This window comes from Microbispora sp. H13382 (assembly GCF_014161445.1).
Lineage (GTDB): Bacteria > Actinomycetota > Actinomycetes > Streptosporangiales > Streptosporangiaceae > Microbispora.
In genome coordinates this window covers 354,382-372,289 of record NZ_JABBXA010000007.1, presented here as the reverse complement: position 1 = coordinate 372,289, position 17,908 = coordinate 354,382, and the positions used below count along the sequence as shown (strand labels likewise).

Below are 17,908 nucleotides of genomic sequence, written 5' to 3'. Positions count from 1 at the left end.
CAAGAAAGAGATCATCCGCTGCCTGAAACGCTACGTCGCCAGAGAGGTCTATAAGGACCTGATCACCCCAGACGCCACCCCACAAGCCGCAGTTCAAGCGGCTTGACAGTCATAGGAGCATCGCGAGTACGGGCTTGACCTTCCGTCGCCGGCCCGCTGCCGCTTCGCGGTGGGTCGAGGCAGACGGAAAGATCGGGTAGGGAAGAGGCGGGCAGGTCCGCACCTCGCGGCATACTCCTTGACCGTCGTGCCATTGAAGGCGGCGAGGTGACCGCCAGCCGTGATCAGAAGAAATCGCGAACTGCGACAAGAGACGCGTTCGTCGTGCCATCGGCGTGCCGGAAATACATCGGCTCTGCTGTCGCCAAGCGCGAGGACGGGAACGGCTAAGTGATCACATGGATTCGTAGCGGGTTTCGCCGAGGCGGTGTATGGCGCGGACAACCCTCTCGCCTATAGCGTGTTCGGCCTCCTCGTTCATATGGTGATTCTCGCTTTTAGGTGCCCAGCAGATCGGCAATCGGTAATTGCTGTCGTCCTTTGGGTTGACATAAGCCACGCCGATGGTTTCGGGGGAGCCGCCCTGCCTTTCGCAGATCGAAAAGCTCGCTTCGTTCCAGTTCGCGGCGTGTGTACAGGGCGTAGGACCGCCGACCTCCAGTCCCTTAGTGCCGGAACAATTTTTGAGGTGTTCACTCCAGATGGAGTCGCATGTCGAGGTCTGCAGAAAGATGCCGGATTTCAGGTCATGCAGGCAGTTGAGCCTCATGTACGACCCGAAGGCGCACTCATTGGGGGAGGACCCTTTATCTGTGCACGTGAGGTACTTGTCGAGAAGGTCGGAGCACCTCACCCGCAGTGCGGAACACACGCCGACGACTTCAATGTACGTCGAGCAATATATGTCTTCGGCGCGCGTGTCGCCGCGACAATCGTAGTAGGCGTCTCGTGCCTTCACGCAGTTGAAATCGCCGGCCGGATCGAGACTCTCTGGGCAACGCAGGAACTCTCTCTCGCCTGCGGCGCACACGTCATCAGACCGCTTCGGAGTTCCCGTCCGGCATGACACGTAGGATTCGAACGACGAGGCACAGTCGTGTTCGATGTGGAATGCGGCTCGTTCTCCGAATCGGCATTCAATACGGACGATAAGCGCTTGCTGGCACAGCATGGCCGAATTTTTCCCCGGATGCTGCTTCATGCATGCCTTATATCCGGGAGCTTTCGAACGGCAATCCAGACCCCTCGGCCCTCGGCCCTTCGGGCAAAGATCGTCGGCCGCGAAACGCGCATCGGGGCCGGTCTGAGGATGCCAGCTCGGCTGCGGCCATGAGACCTCCGACGTGATAGCGGTTGAGGAACAACCGGTCAGGATGGCAATGGCCGTGACAGCGACCAGCACGCCCCAGATCCACCGCCTCGCTGCGGCCATGCACCCTCCCAATCAACCGTATGTCCGGCGTTGGCCTGTAGACGTGGACAGAATAGGCTTGCTGCGCCGAATTCCTCATGTGTATCACGAGGGATCAGTCGCGGCACCTCGCGCGGGTTTTCGGGTCGTGGGTCAACTCTCGGCGGTACCTCAGAGGGCGGACCATCGAGGCGGTACAGCGGCCGCAATAGGAGTGCTCACGCGGCCGGCAAATCGTGCGGGGCTTTCACATCGAGGGCGTCGCGGCCGAGCTTCAGGGACTCCACGCCGATTTCTCCCTGACTATCCGCAGTTCGTGTGGGTCGTCGAAGGCAACGGTCCGCAATCGGAACCGGCTCACTCCGGCGGCGACCAGGACCGCGCCCTGGGTATGGTCGCCGTCGCTCAGGTGCGCGGCGGTGTCGTTCCTCACGGGTGGGGTCCGCTGGTCGGTGGCCCGGCCGGCGGTGGAAAGATGCCAGGACCGGTTATCGGGGTACGCGGTGCCGCTGATCGCGCGTAGCCTTCCGCTTGCGCCGACGCCAATGACTATCCCCTCCGCCCCGCTGTGGCCCCCCAGATGGTCCCTCAAATGTGGAGGCTCCGGAACCGGTGGCGGCATGGCTGGTGCGGCATGGTCTATGGCAGACGGCCGTGGACCGTACGCCCAGGTCAGGGCGGGTGGCGGTGCGGGTCCCGCCCCTGGGCACGGCGGACACGGTGTGGACGCGACCTGCGCGCATGACCGATCATGGGGCGATGTCGCTCCGCACGCACGAGGTCGATCTGTTCGAGAGCTCCAGGGGCCGCTTGGAGGCGATCGCCTACCGGCTGCTGGGGTCGGCGGGTGACGCGGAGGACGCGGTGCAGGATACGTACCTGCGCTGGCATGCGGCGGACCGGGAACGGATCGAGACGCCCGAAGCGTGGCTGACGAAGGTGCTCACCAATCTCTGCGTCAACCAGCTCACCTCGGCGCGGGCCAGGCGGGAGACCTACGTGGGGCAGTGGCTGCCTGAGCCGGTGCTGGACGGAGATCGGATGCTCGGTCCCGCCGACACCTTCGAGCAGCGTGAGTCGGTCTCCATGGCGATGCTCACCCTGATGGAGCGGCTGTCCCCCAACGAGCGCGTCGTGTATGTGCTGCGCGAGGCGTTCGGGTACGCGCACCGCGAGATCGCGGAGATCCTGGACATCACCGAGTCGAACTGCCAGCAGATCTACCGGCGTGCCAGGCAGCATCTGGCTGTCGAACGATCCCGCACGGCAATCGACGTGGTCGCCGCGCGGAAGATCGTGGAGGAGTTCCTCGCCGCGGCCCTCAGCGGCGACACCGAGCCACTGATCCGGCTGCTCGCCGACGACGCGGTCAGCATGGCCGACGGCGGCGGCAAGGTTCATGCCCGCAGGACCCCGGTCATCGGAGCGATGGGCATCGCGAAGTACCTGCGTGCTCTGTTCCAGCCGAGCGATGCCAAGCGAGCCCTCGTCGGTGGCAGTCCCGCCTTCTATGCCGCCGTCGTCAACGGCGGTCCCGCCGTGCTGGCCGAGGTCGACGAGCAGGTCATCGGCGTGTTCTGCCTCGATGCGACCTCCGACGGTCTGGCGTCGATCCATATCCAGGTCAACCCGGACAAACTTCAGCGCATCGCGCGCCAGTGGGCGGCCGCTGGACCCCATCGCCCGCTGGTGGTGAATTGGTGACCCAGATCACGCTCGTTCGCTGTCAGGGATCGCGCGCCTGTCCGGTTCAGGAGGTGAAAGCAACCAGATAGGAGCGAGCCATGAAGCACCGCATCGTCGTCCTGGGAGCCGGGTACGCCGGAGCCATCACCGCCGGGCGTCTCGCGAAGCGGCTGCACCGCGACGACATCGAGATCACCCTGGTCAACGGCGACCCGGAGTTCGTCGAACGGATACGCATGCACCAGCTCGCGAGCGGGCAGGACCTGCGGGCTCGCCCACTGCGCGACCTCTTCGCGGGCACCGGCGTACAGGTCCGGACCGCGCGGGTCACCGCTGTCGATGTGGAAGGCAAGACCGTCGATCTCGGCGGTGAGACCCTCGCCTATGACACCCTCGTGTACGCCCTGGGCAGCACCATCGCCGATCACGGCGTCCCCGGCGTCGTGGAGCACTCCTACAACGTGGCCGGCAAGCAGGCCGCTCTCCGGCTGCGGGCGCGCCTGAGCGAGGTGAAGCCCGGTGGGACCGTGCTGATCGTGGGCGGCGGCCTGACCGGCATCGAGGCGGCCACCGAGATCGCCGAAGCCCACCCGGACCTTGAGATCGCGATCGCCGCCCGCGGCCGCGTCGGCGGCTGGCTCAGCGACAAGGCCCAGCGCCACTTGCGCGGCGCCTTGGACCGGCTCGGCATCACGGTCCACGACCACGCCGACATCACGCGCGTCGAAGCGAACGGCGTGGTCACCGGTGCGGGCAGCAAGATCCGGGCCCAGGTGACCGTGTGGACCGCGGGCTTCACCGTGCACCCGATCGCGGGCGCCACCACCCTTGAGGTGTCCGACAGCGGCCGGATCGTCGTCGACGCCGGCATGCGATCGGTCTCGCACCCCGATGTGTACGCCGTCGGCGACGCCGCGCTCGCCGAAGGAGCGGGTGGCAAGCCGCTGCGGATGTCCTGCGCTTCGGCGAACCCGATGGCGTGGCTGGCAGCCGACGTCATCGCCGCGCGCTTGACTGGTCGCGAGGTTCCCGAGACCACGCTCGGCTACTCCTTGCAGTGCATCAGCCTCGGACGCCGCGATGGAATCATCCAGCGCCTGACCCCCGACGATCAGGTCACGTCCACCGTCTTCACGGGCCGGACCGCCGCCCGCATCAAGGAGATGATCTGCGCCGGCGCGGCCTGGGGCATCTCCCACCCGACCATGATGCTGCCCAGCCGTCGCCGCCACCTCGCGGTCACCGGCGCAGTGGAGACCCGGCCCCTCACGCGGTCGTGACGAAGAGCGTTGCCGGGCGAGTCCGATGTGGCCGCCGTACGGACGGGTATCGGGCGGCGCGGACGTGTCGTCGCCCGATCGAGGCTGACGTCGCGGCACCCCGGCCGCCGAAGGGCCGTGGTGCCGGGCTCCCGCAGGAGGCGCAAGGGCCCGTCCGCTCCTCACCATCCCGGGGAGGAGGCGAACTCGCGGTAGCGGCCGGAGTGGAAGAGCAGCGGCTCCCCTCCTGACCGCTGGTGGTGCTCCACCTCGCCGACGAAGATGTGGTGGTCGCCGCCGGCGTGGACGGTCACCGTACGGCAGGAGAAGGTGGCCAGGGTTCCGGCGAGCATGGGCAGCCCGGTGGGGGTGGTGAGCACGTCCAGGCCGGCGAACTTGTCCGGCGCCGGTGTCGCGAACCGCCGCGACAGCTCGTCCTGGTCGGCGGCCAGGATGTTGACCGCGAAACGCCCCGCGCGCAGGAAGACGGGCGCGCTGGGAGCGCGGTCCGACAGGCACCACAGCACCAGCGGCGGATCAAGCGAGACCGAGCTGAAGGAGTTCACCGTCACCCCTGCCCGCTCCCCACTCGCGGTCGCGGTGGTGACCACCGCGACCCCGGTGGCGAACTGCCCCAACGCCTCGCGCAGCGATCTCATGACGCGACCCGGTCGAGGTAGGCCTGTGCCTTGTCGGCGTCCATGAACCACTCGGCGTAGTCGGCGGGGTCGTCGAAGCCGTTGACGAAGCGGGAGGCGATCTCCGGCACCTGGCCGGCGGCGCCCAGGATCGCCAGGTGGTGCGGTTCGGCCGGGGCCAGCAGCGCGTTGGTCCAGCGGGTGACGTGCTGGGCCTGCGCCCAGAAGCGATCGAAGGTCTGCCGCATCCAGGCCGCGTCGAACGGCTGCTCGCCGCGCTCCAGGATGGCCTGGAGGTAGGTGGCGGCGCACTTGGCGGCGTTGTTGCTGCCCTGCCCGGTGATCGGGTCGTTGAGCACCACCACGTCGGCGACCCCGAGCACCGGCGCGCCCGATGGCAGGATGGCGACCGGGCGGCGCACGGTGGGGCTGAAGCGCCCGGTCAGCACCCCGCCGGCGTCGGTGAGTTCGATCCCGGAGCAGCGTTCCGCCTCCCAGGGGAAGAAGCTCTCCAAGATCCGGCGGCTGCGCGCCAGGTGCTCGGCGGGGCCGCGCACATCGCCCCAGCAGTCCATCGGCCCGCCCGGCACACCCTCGAACACCATGATCTCGCACGGGCCGCTGTGCGTCAGAGCGGGGAAGACGAAGTACTCGCCGACGCCGGGCAGCAGGTTGAAACTGACCGTGGAGTACTCGGGCCGGGGGGTGAGACCGTTGACGTAGGTGACCGCCAGTGCCCGCTGCGGGGTGCTGTACGTCGAGCGCGTCGCGTCCCGCTCGAACAGCGAGGCGATATCCCCCTTCCCCGCGGCGACCAGGACCAGGTCGTGCTGGGCCGCGTAGGTCTCCAGATCCTCCGGAGTGGCGTCGTGGATGACGAGCTTGCCGCCGAGTCGTTCGACCTCGTCCAGCCAGGCCGGCATCTTCACCCGCTGGTCGACCGAGAGGGCGGGAGTCCTCAGCCGGGCCGCCCAGCCGAGAGCCTTGCCGCCCGCGGGGCTCGGGACAGATAACTCGATGCCCTCGATGGGCGGGCAGGCGTCCGCCCACCAGTCCAGGCCGAGCGCGCGCTCGTGTGCCCGGGCGGTGCCGAACATGCACTGGCCCGACATCACCCGGCCGTCGCGAATCGACTCGGGGGTGCGCTTGGAGATCACTGTGACGTCGTAGCCGTTCTGCAGCAGGCCGATGGCCAGGTGCAGACCCGCCTGACCGGCGCCGACGACGAGGACTCTGCGCATGAGGGTGTTCCTTCCGCTGAAAGTTGAGGTTTCAGCTGAAATTACGGCCGAAGCGGCCCGGTGATCCATCCGCTCAGCGCGGGTTCCGTCCATCTGGCGCGGGATCCTCCTCAGCCGCGTCTCAGGGTCTCCGACGGGTGCCGCCCGTACTTCTGGCGATAGAGCGCGGCGAACCGGCCCTGGTGGAGGAAGCCCCAGCGGGCGGCGACGCTCGTGACGGTGTAGCGGGCGGGATCCCCGGCGGCGAGCTCCTCGTGCACCTTGGTCAGCCGTACCTCTCTGAGTTGTGCCATCGGCGTGCGGCCCACGTGGACGCGGAAGCCCTCCTGGAGCGACCGGCCGCTGACCGCCACGGCCCGCGCGACGTCCTCGGTGGTGATCGGGAGGTGGGCGTGCTGCTCGATGAACTCCAGCGCCCGGCGCACCACCTTGGGGAGCACGGGCGGCCGAGGCGCCGCCAGCCGTTCCCGGTAGTTGGAGGGCTGCATCGTGAGCAGGGAGGTGAGCAGTGCGTTCTCCAGGTGGGCGACGGCCAGCGGCTGCGCGGTCAGCCCGTCGTCGTGCTCGGCCTCGCGGACGATCAGGTCGGCCATCGCCCGCCAGGCGCGCGTCCATCCCGCGGCCAGGTCCACGCCCAGATCGAAGACGACCGGCCGGTCGAGCGGCTCGCCGAGCATCTGCTCCAGCGAGCGCTCGACCGCCGTGCGCTCGAACTTGACGATCAGCTTGGGGGTGCCCGCCGCCCATCGCATGTCGAGATGCTGTGTCGGAGAGGCGAGGGTCGCCGTCGCCGTGGTCGAGACGATCTCCTGGCTCCCGCTGCGGATCAGGCTGCGCCCGGCCAGCGGGATCATCACCAGGAAGAAGGTGTCGAGGTCGCCGGGTTCGATGCGGACGTCGGCCCCGTAGTCGAGGTAGCTGATCCGGACCGAGCCGAGCCGGACGGAGTTGAACCGGGCCGACAGCAGGGACGCCGCGCCCGTCAGGTCCAGCCGATGCGGGCAGAAGACCCTCGCCACCTCGTCACGGACCTCGTCGAGATCGGTGCTGGCGAAGACGGGTCTGTTGCCGAGCAGCACATCCATCGATCTCCCCCACTCCGACGATCTGTCAATCGGATAATCGCGTGAGGCTTCTCGGCGTTCCACTGAAAAGCACGCGTTCTACGGGGATGTGCCTATTGGGACCAGGCGGCGTACGTTTTCGGTCGCGTTCTCCGCTGGGCGGTGACGGTGGCGCTCCAATACAGGCTCTGGCACAGATTCCGCGCGTTGACCCGCCTCAATCGGTGAGGAGGACGCGTTTGCGCAGGAGGCCGGGGTCGGCCCGGCCATATATCCGCCGCTTGGGCATCTTGACGCGCGCGGGCGGCACCAGCCGCACTGCCGGGAAACGCCGCCGGCACCGGCCCCGGTAATGGCGCCGGCCCCGGTAATACTGGAGTTCGGGTCCGACGCGACGGTTCAGGCGAGGATCTCGACGTACCCGTCGGTTCCGTGAACGCGGATCCGCTGCCCGTCCCGGATCAACCGGGTGGCCTGCTCCACCCCCACGACGGCCGGCAGGCCGTACTCCCGTGCGATAACCGCCCCGTGCGTCATAAGGCCGCCTACTTCCGTCACCAGTCCTGCGACGGTGACGAACAGGGGGGTCCAGCTGGGGTCGGTGTAGGCGGTGACCAGGATGTCGCCCGCCTCAAGGTCGGCCCGCGCCATGTCCGTGACGACACGGGCGCGGCCCTCGACGGTCCCGGCCGAGACCGGGAGGCCGGCCAGCGCGCCGGGTGGGGCGTCGTCACGCCGATACCGGCCGGTGATGGCCTCGCCGTCCGACGTGAGGACCCGGGGTGGTGTGAGCGCCTCGTACGACCGGAACGCCTCCCGCCTTTGCAGGATGAGTTCGGCGTCCACATCGTCGGTGCGCACGACTTCTCGCAACTCCTCGAGCCGGAGGAAGAAGATGTCTTCCCTTTCCCGCAGGACGCCGGACCGGACGAGGCGATCGGCTTCCCGCAGCAACGCCTGCTTGTAGGCGAAGTAGCGGCTGACCATGCCGTACTTGGGGTACTCCCGGTATCCGGCGAAGGTGCGGACGCGGTCGATCATCCGCTTGGTCTCCTCGGCCTTCTGCTCCCCGTCGGGTAGGGCGCGCAACCGCGTCAGCAGTTCCTGTTCTTTCCGTCGTGACTCGTGGAGTCCTTGTTCGAAGCGTCGCTTGCCGGCGCCGGGCTCGAAGTTCTTGACGTTGCCGAGGATGGTGGGCACGAGCGTGGCGGGTTGCTCACTCCAGCGCGTCCTGGTGATGTCGATCTCGCCCGCGCAGCGCATGCCGTACTCGTCGAGGTAGCCCCGGATGGCCTCACGTGCTTCCCGTCCGCCGGACAGCCCGGCCAGCTCGTCCAGGAAGCCGTCGCCTTCCCGGCCTTCGTCCACGACGCGCTGCAGGAACGCCACGACGTCCGCGTGCGGCCGGATCGCGTCCGCGACGTCGAGGAGCGCCAGCCCCATCTCCGACGTGATGTTGTCAGGGACGGACTGCGTGAGCGCGTCGGCCGCGTTCTTCTCGCCCAGCCATGTCTCGAGCTGGTCGTTGAGCCACCAGGCCGCCTCCATCCCCGCCATGATCACCTGGGAGCTCCGCGGATCGAACAGGATGCGCTTCAGCTCAGCGATGTCGGCCAGGATGAAATCGAGCAGTGCCGGCCCGGACAGACCCTGGATCTCGCGCCGCAGGGTGGCGACGGACGCCTGACTGCGTTCGATCAGCTGGGTGACGACGGCCGAATCGGTCTCGATCGGGGCGGGTGCGTCGCCGGCGGATGCGGGGCCGGAACCCTCGTCCGGAAGCGCGCGGACAAAACCGCGGTCGAGGACGGTCTGCAGCGCGTCCCGAACCAGCGGGTCGGAGTTTCCGAAGGTCCCGAGGAGGCGCGCGCGGCCCGCGGATGTCGCCAGGACGGGGGCCACGTCGACGAACAACCGTCCGCCCGCCTCGTGCATCGGCCGTGGGGTCGTCAGCTGCCACAGGGACAGTCCCAGCGGCTTCATCGCGTCGGTCATCATCTGCTGGTGACCGACGGAGACGTAGACGTGGTTGTCCTGGTCATCGGTCGCAGGGATGGGGAAGAGGGTGGTGATCGGCCGGCTCTGGACGATGTGGAACTCGTCGCCGGTCAGGCACCATTCGATGTCCTGGGGCCGGCCGAAGTGCGCTTCGATCCGCCGGCCCAGCAGCACGAGGCGCACGACTTGTGCATCCGTCAGAGCCGGCTGCGTCTGCCGCTGCGGCTCGACCGGCACCTCCTGGGTACCGCCTCCCGGCGACGCCTTGACGAACCGCGGCTTGGTGGCGACCGCTGTGGTCACGACCTGGTCGTCGCGCACCGTGTAGACGTCCGCGGCGACCAGGCCGGAGACGAATGCCTCCCCGAGCCCCCAGCCGGCTTCCACGGTGGCGATCTTCCGGTTCGAGGTCACGGGATCCGCGGTGAACAGGACCCCGGCCGCGTCCGGGAACACCATCCGCTGGACGACCACGGCCATCCGTATCTTCCGGTGGTCGAAGCCGTTACGGCGCCGGTAGGTCACCGCCCGCTCGGTGAACAACGAGGCCCAGCACCTCCGGACGTGCCGGACGATCGCCTCCAGGCCCACGATGTTCAGGTACGAGTCCTGCTGGCCGGCGAAGGACGCGGTCGGCAGGTCCTCGGCCGTCGCGCTGGAACGCACCGCGTAGGAGGCGTGCTCCCCGAGCCGGGCGAGCGATTCGCCGATCGCCGCAACAAGATCTTCGGGAACCGCGACACCTTCGACGGCGCGACGGATGTCCGCGCTCAGGGTGCGGATCGCCGTGCGGTCGTCCGGTTCCACGCGCGACAGCGCATCAAGCCGAGCGTCGATCGACGGCGCCTCGGCCACGACCCGCTGGAAGGCGTCCGTCGTGACGCAGAAGCCGTCCGGCACGCGGACGCCGTCGATTCGGGAGAGCTCGCCCAGATGCGCCGCCTTTCCGCCGACGTCCGCGACATTCGTCCCGCCGATTTCCTCGAAACCCATCACGTAGCGCAATCGCCTTGCTCCATCGTTCGTCTGGTCGCTTCGCAACGGGCAAGTATGAAGCACTTTCCGGCACCTCATGAGATGCGCGAATCTGATATATGGTGATAACGGCGGGGGAGTTGGCCGCAAGGCCGGATGGCCGGCCCCGTCGACGCTGTGACCAGCGACAATGCGATACCCCTCGCACGCTGCTACGCCGCAGGATGCCGCCGCTCGCCCTGATGAAGCGCCTCCGGTCAGCCCCATGGCACGCGATGACGAATCCGGTTCGGGGCGGTGGCAGACGTTATCGGACCGGGGTGAGGCGGACTATCTCGAGGCCGCAGTGGGCGAGCACTTCGCCTATCTCGCAGATCACGGCACGGTCTTTGTCCTTCTCCTCCTCGGGCAGCCTCTCCCACGGAACGAGGCTCGGGTGGTGCTTGGCCTCGTCGTCCCGTTGCTCACCCCACGTCCACCCCTGCGCCGTGCGCTCAGCCCTCCACCGCTCGTGCTCCTGCTCGGCGAGCGTCTCGAGCAGGGGGTCGTCGTCCAGCTCGACCCCGGCGCCGGTGCGGGGCGCCACCGTACAGCCGGCGTCGGTGAGCTTGTTGCCTATGTCCCGTGCCTGGGCCCGGTTGGCCTGCTTGTAGTCCTCGGCGAGGTCCTCCCACGGAACCATCGCCGGGGCACTGCCCATGGCGTTGCCCTTCTTCAGCTCGTGCCGCAGATAGTTGTGATGGATCAGTTGTGCCAGACGCTCGTAGATGTCCTCGTGGATACGCTCTGCTTTGCCCGCGTCGGCACCGACGACGAATTTGCCCACGCAGACAGGCTGCAGCCGACCCTCGACGTCGTCAAGCAGGCTGCCGTCACCGCCGCCGAGCACGTCGGCGAGGCCACTCAGGCGGTCCAGGCGTACGACGACCGAACGCTCCCCGCCCTGCCACAGGGCCGGCATGGTGAGCGCCGCCCGCACCGCCTCCTCTTCGGCCTCGTGGCACAGGATGACGCGATGGGGAGTGGGCATGGCCGGTGTGCGGAACACCGCGGAGAGGTCGGCGACCGGCCTCAGCTCGCACGTTTCGGCGACGGCCACCCAGCGCCGCTGCAGATCCCTCCCGACGGCCTCGGCGTCGCGATCCACGAGGACCACGACGAGTTTCTCGTCCGCGCGCGCCGACACCTGCCACATCCGTGCCAGCTCGACAACGATCGCCTGCCCGAACGGCCCGAGCCCCACGACCACGACGAGCGGCTCGCCGTCGCGGAACGAGCCGGCCTCCTGCCGGACCAGTTCCCGGGCGGCCAGCTCGTCGATGTTGAAGAAGTCGGCGCCGGTGACCGGCTGACTCAGGTGGCGGGCGCGCAGCGCGAGCGCGTACGCGGGGTCGCTGACGTGCGCGTACACGTACAGGTCGCCGGCCTTCTTCGTGCGCGCCTGTTGCCTCGCGGTCGCCGCGACCAACACGTTGACGCTGCTGTCGTCGCGGTCGTCGGCGCAGGCGTAGACGAACCTGGCACCGGCGATGCCCGTGTCGCGCAGCGATTCGGCGTCGCCGGCGGTGGCGCGCAGCACCAGCCCGTTGCGGCGCAGCCCGTCGACCATGGCGTCGGCGATCGGCGTCTCACCGACGACAATCGTGTGCCCGGTCCGGCGCCGCTGCGACAGGCGCTGCCATTCGCTCGCGAACACCGCCCGGCCCGCCTCGAACAAGGCGTAGATGGTCGCGGCCGGCGCGAGGAACCGGGCCACCTGCAACGGCCAGGGAAACGGCCCCGGGTTGTCGAGCGGGGCCGCACCCAGGACGAAGAGCTGCAGATCGTAGTAGGCGATATCCCAGAAGCTCCGGCCGAGCGCGTACGACGCGCTGTGTGAATACGACTCCAGGCCCCAGAATCCCAGTATGACGGCGAGAACCACCGTCGCCGCGAACCCGATTCGGGCTGCCGATAAGGCCCGTTCCCGGACGCTCTTCGCAAATGGCGTCGTTCTCGGCATACTGCTCCTTGTCCCCTCACGCCCGGTCGCGAATACGGCGCAACTCGATCCTGACCTGTTTCCACGGCGGCCGCCCGTGAGGTGGCAAAGGCGTTCAGGGTGGCATCGTGTGATTCATCCAGTGTGCGGGCCCTTCCCGGTCGGGTCCAGGGGCATGATCACAATTCAGGTGTTTCGGGCGCACCCCGCTCCTTCGGAATGGCCGAATCTCAACGTCGAGCGCGAACTCCGCCCCCAAACAGGACGGCCGGGCATTATGCAGGCGAACTCGGGGCAATCAATTACGGCGCGCGCCCGAACCGGGGCGGCGTCGGGGCGTCGCGCCGCGATCTCACTCGCTGCCGCGCAGGTGGGGCAGGACCTTGGCGCCGAAGGTCTCGATGAACGGCAACAGGTCCTGGCCCACGTGGTGCAGGTAGACGCGGTCGAATCCCAGGGCCGCGTACCCGCGTAGCCAGTCGATGTGCCGGCCGAGGTCGGAGGAGACGTTGACCACGGAGCGCACCTGTTCCACGGTCACGTGCTCGGAGACGACGTCGAAATGCTCCACCAGTTCCAGGTCCCAGCTCACCGGCGGACCGAAGACGTTGCTGCGCCACTGGTCGTGGGCGATCGCCTCCGCCTCTTCTTCCGTCGGCGCCCAGCTCAGGTGAACCTGCAGGCAGACCGGGCCGCGCCCGCCCGCCTCCCGGTACGCCGCGATCATCTCGCGGAGGTGGTCCTCGGGGCCGTTGACCGTGATCAGGCCGTCCGCCCACTCCGCGCACCGGGCCGCCGTGCCGGTGCTCACCGCCGCGCCGATGAGCGGGGGCGGCGTCTCGGGACGGGTCCACAGCCGGGCGCGGTCCACGGTCACCAGGCCGTCACGGGTGACCTCCTTGCCGTCGAGCAGGTCGCGGATGACGTCCACGCACTCGCGCAGGCGGGCGTCGCGGATCTCCTTGCGCGGCCACGGCCCGCCGGTGATGTGCTCGTTGCTGTATTCACCGCTGCCCAATGCGGCCCAGAACCGGCCCGGGAACATCGCACCGAGGGTTCCGATCGCCTGAGCGACGATCGCCGGGTGGTAGCGCTGCCCGGGCGCGTTCACGATGCCGAAGGTGAGCCCGGTGGCCTGCAGGGCGGCGCCGAGCCAGGACCAGGCGAAGGCGGACTCGCCCTGCCGCTCGCTCCAGGGGGAGAAGTGGTCGGAGCACATGGCGGTGCCGAAACCGGCACGTTCGGCGGCGACCATCGCGGTGAGGAGAGCGGCGGGCGGGATCTGCTCGTGGGAGGCGTGGATTCCATACTCCGTCATGCGAGACGCGGCTACCCAGCGAAGCCACAGCCAACCTCGGCACCTGCTCGGTACCTGCTCGGTACCGCCGGACCGACGCTGTTTCCGGCGGCGGGCCTGCGGATTCTCCCATGGACCCGAATGCGGCCGGAGGCGCATGACCAGAATTCCGGGTGATTTCGCCGCAGACTGGATATGGCCTGACGATCTTTCCTCTTGGGATCGTACGTGCGTCAGAGCCTGAGCAGCGGTGCTGCCACGGTGATCCCCGCTCCGGAGCTCGTGAAAGGAGCGACACCTATGTCCCAGGGTTCGTCGGAAGTGTTCGAGGTCCGCGAGGACGCCTACAGCACGCCGGACGCCGCGCTGACCTACAACCACAACGAGATCCTCATCGAGGCGTGACACCGTGACGGGCCGGGAACGCGCGCATCCGCGTGATGCGCCCGGCCTGTCGTGACGCGATGTGCGTCCGCCCCGGGGCTCCGGCGAGCCCGGGGGCGGACGCCGGTGGCAGCGGAACGCGGGGGGACACCCGGGGGCACAACCGCCCCTGGTGCGGCGAGGTGGTTCGGGAGGCGTTGGTGAGCGGTAGGGCGGATCCCGGCTCCGCGGTAGACGCGATAGAGCAGATGCCGGCGGAGGAACTGCTGCGGCACGGCTTGAGGCGACGCGGCGAGAACGACTTCACGGAGGCGGAGCGCGCTCTGCGGGCCGCCGTCGACCAGGCCCGGCGCGGCGACCAGGCCCGGCGTGACGGCCAGGCCCGGCGCGGCGACGGCCTGACGGGGGTACGGGTCCGCGCCCAGATCGGGTTGGCGACCCTGTGGCGCATGCGCGGCGACTACCGCAGGGCCGGGCTGCTGTTCGCCCTGACTCTCCCCGCGGCGGAGCGGACCTTCGGCCCGCGATCTGTGGAGGTGGCCGCGCTCTGCAACGAGTGGGGCGTGCTGGGCAAGTACACGGGCCGCTTCCCGCAGGCCGAGGCACTGTACCGGCGCGCTCTCGAGATCCTGGAGGAGGCGCGCGGCCCCGAACACGAGGACGTGGCCACGGTCTGTCACAACCTCGGCGGGCTCGCACACGCGCGCGGCGACCACGCGGCAGGCGAGCCGTGGGCCCGGCGCGCGACGCAGGTGCGGGCCCGGCTCCTCGGCGAGCGGCATCCGAGGGTCGCCGCGGACCTCGCCGCCTGGGCCGCGCTCGTGGACGGCTGCGGGCGCCCCGCCGAGGCCGAGGCGCTGCTCCGGAACGCCCTGGCCGTCTCCGAGGCGGCGTACGGCCCGGAACACCACGACGTCGCCGCCGCGTTGCACAACCTCGCCGCCCTGGCACACCGGCGGGGAGACCTGGACGAGGCGCGGGCCCGCTACACGCGCGCACTGGCCGTCAAGGACGCGGTTCTGGGCCCGGGACATCCGGAGTCGGCCATCACCCTGATCAACCTCGGCGCACTGCACCGCGCCCGCCGCCGGCCCGATCAGGCCGAGGCCTGCTACGGACGGGCGGTCGAGGCGCTACGGCGGGCCGCGCCGGACCATCCGCACCTCGCGGCGGCCCGCCGCGGCCTGGCGGCCGCGCGCGCCGAACTGCCGCCCGCGGACGTGGAGCCGCGTCGGCGGACCGCCCCCGCCCGAGAAGAGCCGATCGCCCCCGCCCGAGAAGAGACGCCATCGTGAACGTCCGCCTGTCCGCCTGCGGCGCCCTGCTCTGGGACGCCGGCCAACTGGTCTGGGACGACTACCTCGACCATCGCCAGTTCGCCCTGGTCGACGGGGTCGAGCGGGTGCTGCGCTGGTTCACCGGCTTCCGCCCACTCGACTCCGTACGGGAGATGGCCGACGATCCCGGCGAGGCCGACCACTGGCACAAGGTCGCCACCGTGCTGGCGGACAACGACGTCCTGATCCGCGAGAACGGGCCTCGCCATCAACGCGAACAGGCCATCGAACAGGCATGGCGGCCGTGGGGACCCCTGGCCCGCGCCTACCACTTCTCCAGTCGTTCCCACGCGGGCACCGCCATGCGCACCGCCGAACAGGACAACGAGGAGCTCGAAGCCAAGGTCCTCACCGACCCGCCGCCACCGGCGTTCTGGTCCCTGCCCGCCGTCTCCCGCCACGCGCTGCCCGACGTCGATCCCGGCGTCTGGCGGCACCGCGACCTGATCGACGTGCTGCACCGGCGCCGGAGCCGCCGCCACTTCGGCGGCACGGCGCTGCCGCTGGACGTCGTCGCCGCCCTGCTCAAGACCGCCGCCGGACCTCTGCCGCGGGCCGGCGGCCCCCTGACCCAGGCGGGCGTCACCCTCGACCCCGGCGGCGTGCTGACCGACTCCTGGCAGCGGGTGTTCAAGACCAGCCCGTCCGGCGGCGCCCGTCATCCCACCGAGGTCTACCTCTACGCCCGCGATGTCGAAGGCCTCGCCCCGGGCGCCTATCACTACGCCGCGGCCGACCACCGCCTCGAACACCTCGGCCGCCGTCTCGACGACGAGCGGCTCGTGGCCGCGGTCGGCGACCAGGACTGGGTCGCCGGAGCCGGAGCGCTGATCTTCTACACCAGCGTGATCGCGCGCAACCAGTGGAAGTACACCTTTCCCCGTGTCTACAGGGCGCTGCTGATGGACGTCGGTCACCTCAGCCAGACCGTCTACCTGCTGGCCACCGCGGCCGGTCTGCACATCACGTTCACCGCGGCCCTGCGCGACCAGCTCGTCGAGGAGCTCCTCGGGTGCGATCCCACCGGGCAGTTGGTCATCGGCACCTCCGTCATCGGCACCGCGCCCGCCCGCTGACCCGTACGTCCCCGTCCGGGACGCCGGCGGGGGCGCTGCAACTTTCACGCGAGGCGCCGGTCGCGCCGCTTCGCGCCGGCGTGACTTCGCAGGTCAGTGCGTGGCGCGGTTCCGGGGGCGGCCGCCGGGCGGGCCGCGGTCTGGTGCCGCTCCTGCGGCTCTTGACACCATCCCTGATCACGGGGTGGCTGCCGTATGCCCGTACGGGCAGCGGCCCCTGCCGGCAGGCAGGAGGACGCACGGCGGGGGCGGGCAGGTGCGCGACGAGAGGGGAGGGCGTCAGGTGACGGCTGCCGTCCAGGAGTCCGGCCACGACCCTGAGCGCGGGGAGCGGACCGGGCCGGATGAGAAGGCCCCCGTCCTGGAACCCCGGCAACCCCCCGAACCCGGAAGAACTCCTGAATCCGGGAGAGCCCCGGAGCCACTGAGGAAGAGCGCCACGGTCCGGGACGCGCTGCTGCTGTGGGTGGGCACGAGGGCGGGCATGCTCCTCGTGGCGCTCTACGGCGCGCTGATCGTGTCCGGCCAGAGCCACGCCCCGCTGCTCGAGCGGTGGAAACACTGGGACGTCGGCCTGTTCCGGAAGATCGCGGAGTTCGGGTACGACGGCGATCCGAACCTGGAGCCCGACCCCGGGCTGCCGGCCATCTTCCCCGGCATGCCGCTGGCGATGCGCCTGGTGCATCTGGTGGTCGACGACTGGATCCTGGCCGGCCTGGTCATCTCGTTCGTGGCCGGCGCGGTGGCTGTGGTGGCGCTGGCCCGGCTCGCCGACGTGGAGGGGCCCGCCGGCGCGGGCCGCTGGGCCGTCCTGGCGCTGCTGCTGTGCCCGCCCGCCGTCTTCCTGTTCGCCGGTTACTCCGAGGCGCTGTTCCTCGCCTTCGCGCTGCCCGCCTGGCTGGCGGCCCGCCGCCGTGCCTGGCCGCTGGCCTGTGCCCTGGCCGCCGGGGCGTCCTGCGTCCGGATCACCGGCCTGTTCCTGGCCGTCGCGCTGATCGTCGAGTTCGTCGTGAGCCGCATCCGGAGGGACGGCTGGGCGGGCTGGCGGCGGGGAGCCTGGCTGGCGCTGCCGTTCGCGCCGCTCCTCGCGTACGCCGCCTACCAGCACTCCCGTACCGGTGACTGGCTGGCCTGGAACAACGCGCAGCAGACCGGATGGGGCCGGAAACCGGTCTGGCCCTGGGAGGCGTTCCGTACCACCTGGGACTCGACCGGCGGGGACGAAGGGTTCGGGCCGATGTTCCGGCTCGAGATCGCGGCGGCGATCGTCGGGGTGCTGCTGCTCGTCTGGCTGCTCCTCGCCCGCCGCTGGGCCGAGTTCGTCTACGTCGGACTGCAACTGGGCGCGCTGGTCACCTCCACGTTCTACATGTCGATTCCCAGATCGGCGCTGCTGTGGTGGCCGCTGTGGGTGCTCATCGGCCGGGCGGGCGCCCGCCACAGGTCGGTGATCATCGTCTACGCCACCGTGATCGGGCCGCTCGTGGTGGCGATGACGTTCTCGTTCCTCAACAGCTCCTGGACCGGCTGAGCCGCCCGGTCGTCCGGCCGCGCGGAGCGC

At 69.6% G+C, this 17,908-nt stretch carries 12 protein-coding genes; 5 read left to right on the top strand and 7 right to left on the bottom strand.

Annotation, left to right across the window (positions count from 1 at the left end):
* Positions 1–394: 394 nt before the first annotated feature.
* On the bottom strand, positions 395–1,201 hold the full coding sequence (locus HHX41_RS17490; RefSeq protein WP_182906791.1) for a hypothetical protein: 807 nt from the start codon (positions 1,199–1,201) through the stop codon (positions 395–397).
* Between the two features lie 969 nt (positions 1,202–2,170).
* Here HHX41_RS17490 and HHX41_RS17485 point away from each other — a divergent pair.
* Together HHX41_RS17485 and HHX41_RS17480 are read left to right on the top strand one after the other, a co-directional pair.
* Positions 2,171–3,115 (top strand): RNA polymerase sigma-70 factor, encoded by a 945-nt coding sequence (locus HHX41_RS17485; RefSeq protein ID WP_182906790.1) that lies wholly within the window; start codon positions 2,171–2,173, stop codon positions 3,113–3,115.
* Between the two features lie 80 nt (positions 3,116–3,195).
* Positions 3,196–4,377: an NAD(P)/FAD-dependent oxidoreductase gene (locus tag HHX41_RS17480; protein WP_182906789.1), complete on the top strand. Its 1,182-nt coding sequence runs from the start codon at positions 3,196–3,198 to the stop codon at positions 4,375–4,377.
* Between the two features lie 161 nt (positions 4,378–4,538).
* Here the strand turns inward: HHX41_RS17480 and HHX41_RS17475 are convergent, their stop codons facing one another.
* The 6 genes from HHX41_RS17475 to HHX41_RS17450 all read right to left on the bottom strand — a co-directional run bounded on the left by HHX41_RS17475 (position 4,539) and on the right by HHX41_RS17450 (position 13,571).
* A complete protein-coding gene (locus HHX41_RS17475) occupies positions 4,539–5,015 on the bottom strand; it encodes a flavin reductase family protein (protein WP_182906788.1) in 477 nt (158 codons plus the stop codon).
* On the bottom strand, positions 5,012–6,235 hold the full coding sequence (locus HHX41_RS17470) for a styrene monooxygenase/indole monooxygenase family protein (protein ID WP_182906787.1): 1,224 nt from the start codon (positions 6,233–6,235) through the stop codon (positions 5,012–5,014). The genes HHX41_RS17475 and HHX41_RS17470 overlap by 4 nt, the downstream gene beginning before the upstream one ends.
* A gap of 110 nt (positions 6,236–6,345) precedes the next feature.
* Entirely contained in the window at positions 6,346–7,320 is a 975-nt protein-coding gene (locus HHX41_RS17465; protein WP_182906786.1) for an AraC family transcriptional regulator, read from the bottom strand.
* Positions 7,321–7,698: 378 nt separating this feature from the next.
* Complete coding sequence (rph, locus tag HHX41_RS17460; RefSeq protein ID WP_182906821.1) at positions 7,699–10,290, bottom strand: rifamycin-inactivating phosphotransferase; 2,592 nt, start codon at positions 10,288–10,290, stop codon at positions 7,699–7,701.
* A 289-nt stretch (positions 10,291–10,579) separates the two neighbouring features.
* Entirely contained in the window at positions 10,580–12,196 is a 1,617-nt protein-coding gene (locus tag HHX41_RS41825) for a RyR domain-containing protein (protein ID WP_182906785.1), read from the bottom strand.
* A 409-nt stretch (positions 12,197–12,605) separates the two neighbouring features.
* Positions 12,606–13,571 carry a TIGR03885 family FMN-dependent LLM class oxidoreductase gene (locus HHX41_RS17450; RefSeq protein ID WP_182906784.1) on the bottom strand — a complete coding sequence of 322 codons (966 nt, stop codon included), beginning with the start codon at positions 13,569–13,571 and terminating at the stop codon, positions 12,606–12,608.
* A 563-nt stretch (positions 13,572–14,134) separates the two neighbouring features.
* On the opposite strand from HHX41_RS17450, the gene HHX41_RS17445 reads away from it, so the two are divergent.
* The 3 genes from HHX41_RS17445 (at position 14,135) to HHX41_RS17435 (ending at position 17,878) form a co-directional block, all read left to right on the top strand.
* Positions 14,135–15,229, top strand: coding sequence for a tetratricopeptide repeat protein (locus HHX41_RS17445; protein ID WP_182906783.1), 1,095 nt, complete (start codon positions 14,135–14,137; stop codon positions 15,227–15,229).
* A complete protein-coding gene (locus tag HHX41_RS17440) occupies positions 15,226–16,347 on the top strand; it encodes a SagB family peptide dehydrogenase (protein ID WP_182906782.1) in 1,122 nt (373 codons plus the stop codon). The genes HHX41_RS17445 and HHX41_RS17440 overlap by 4 nt, the downstream gene beginning before the upstream one ends.
* 283 nt (positions 16,348–16,630) lie before the next feature.
* Complete coding sequence (locus HHX41_RS17435) at positions 16,631–17,878, top strand: mannosyltransferase family protein (protein ID WP_310742034.1); 1,248 nt, start codon at positions 16,631–16,633, stop codon at positions 17,876–17,878.
* The last annotated feature ends 30 nt before the right edge of the window (positions 17,879–17,908 follow it).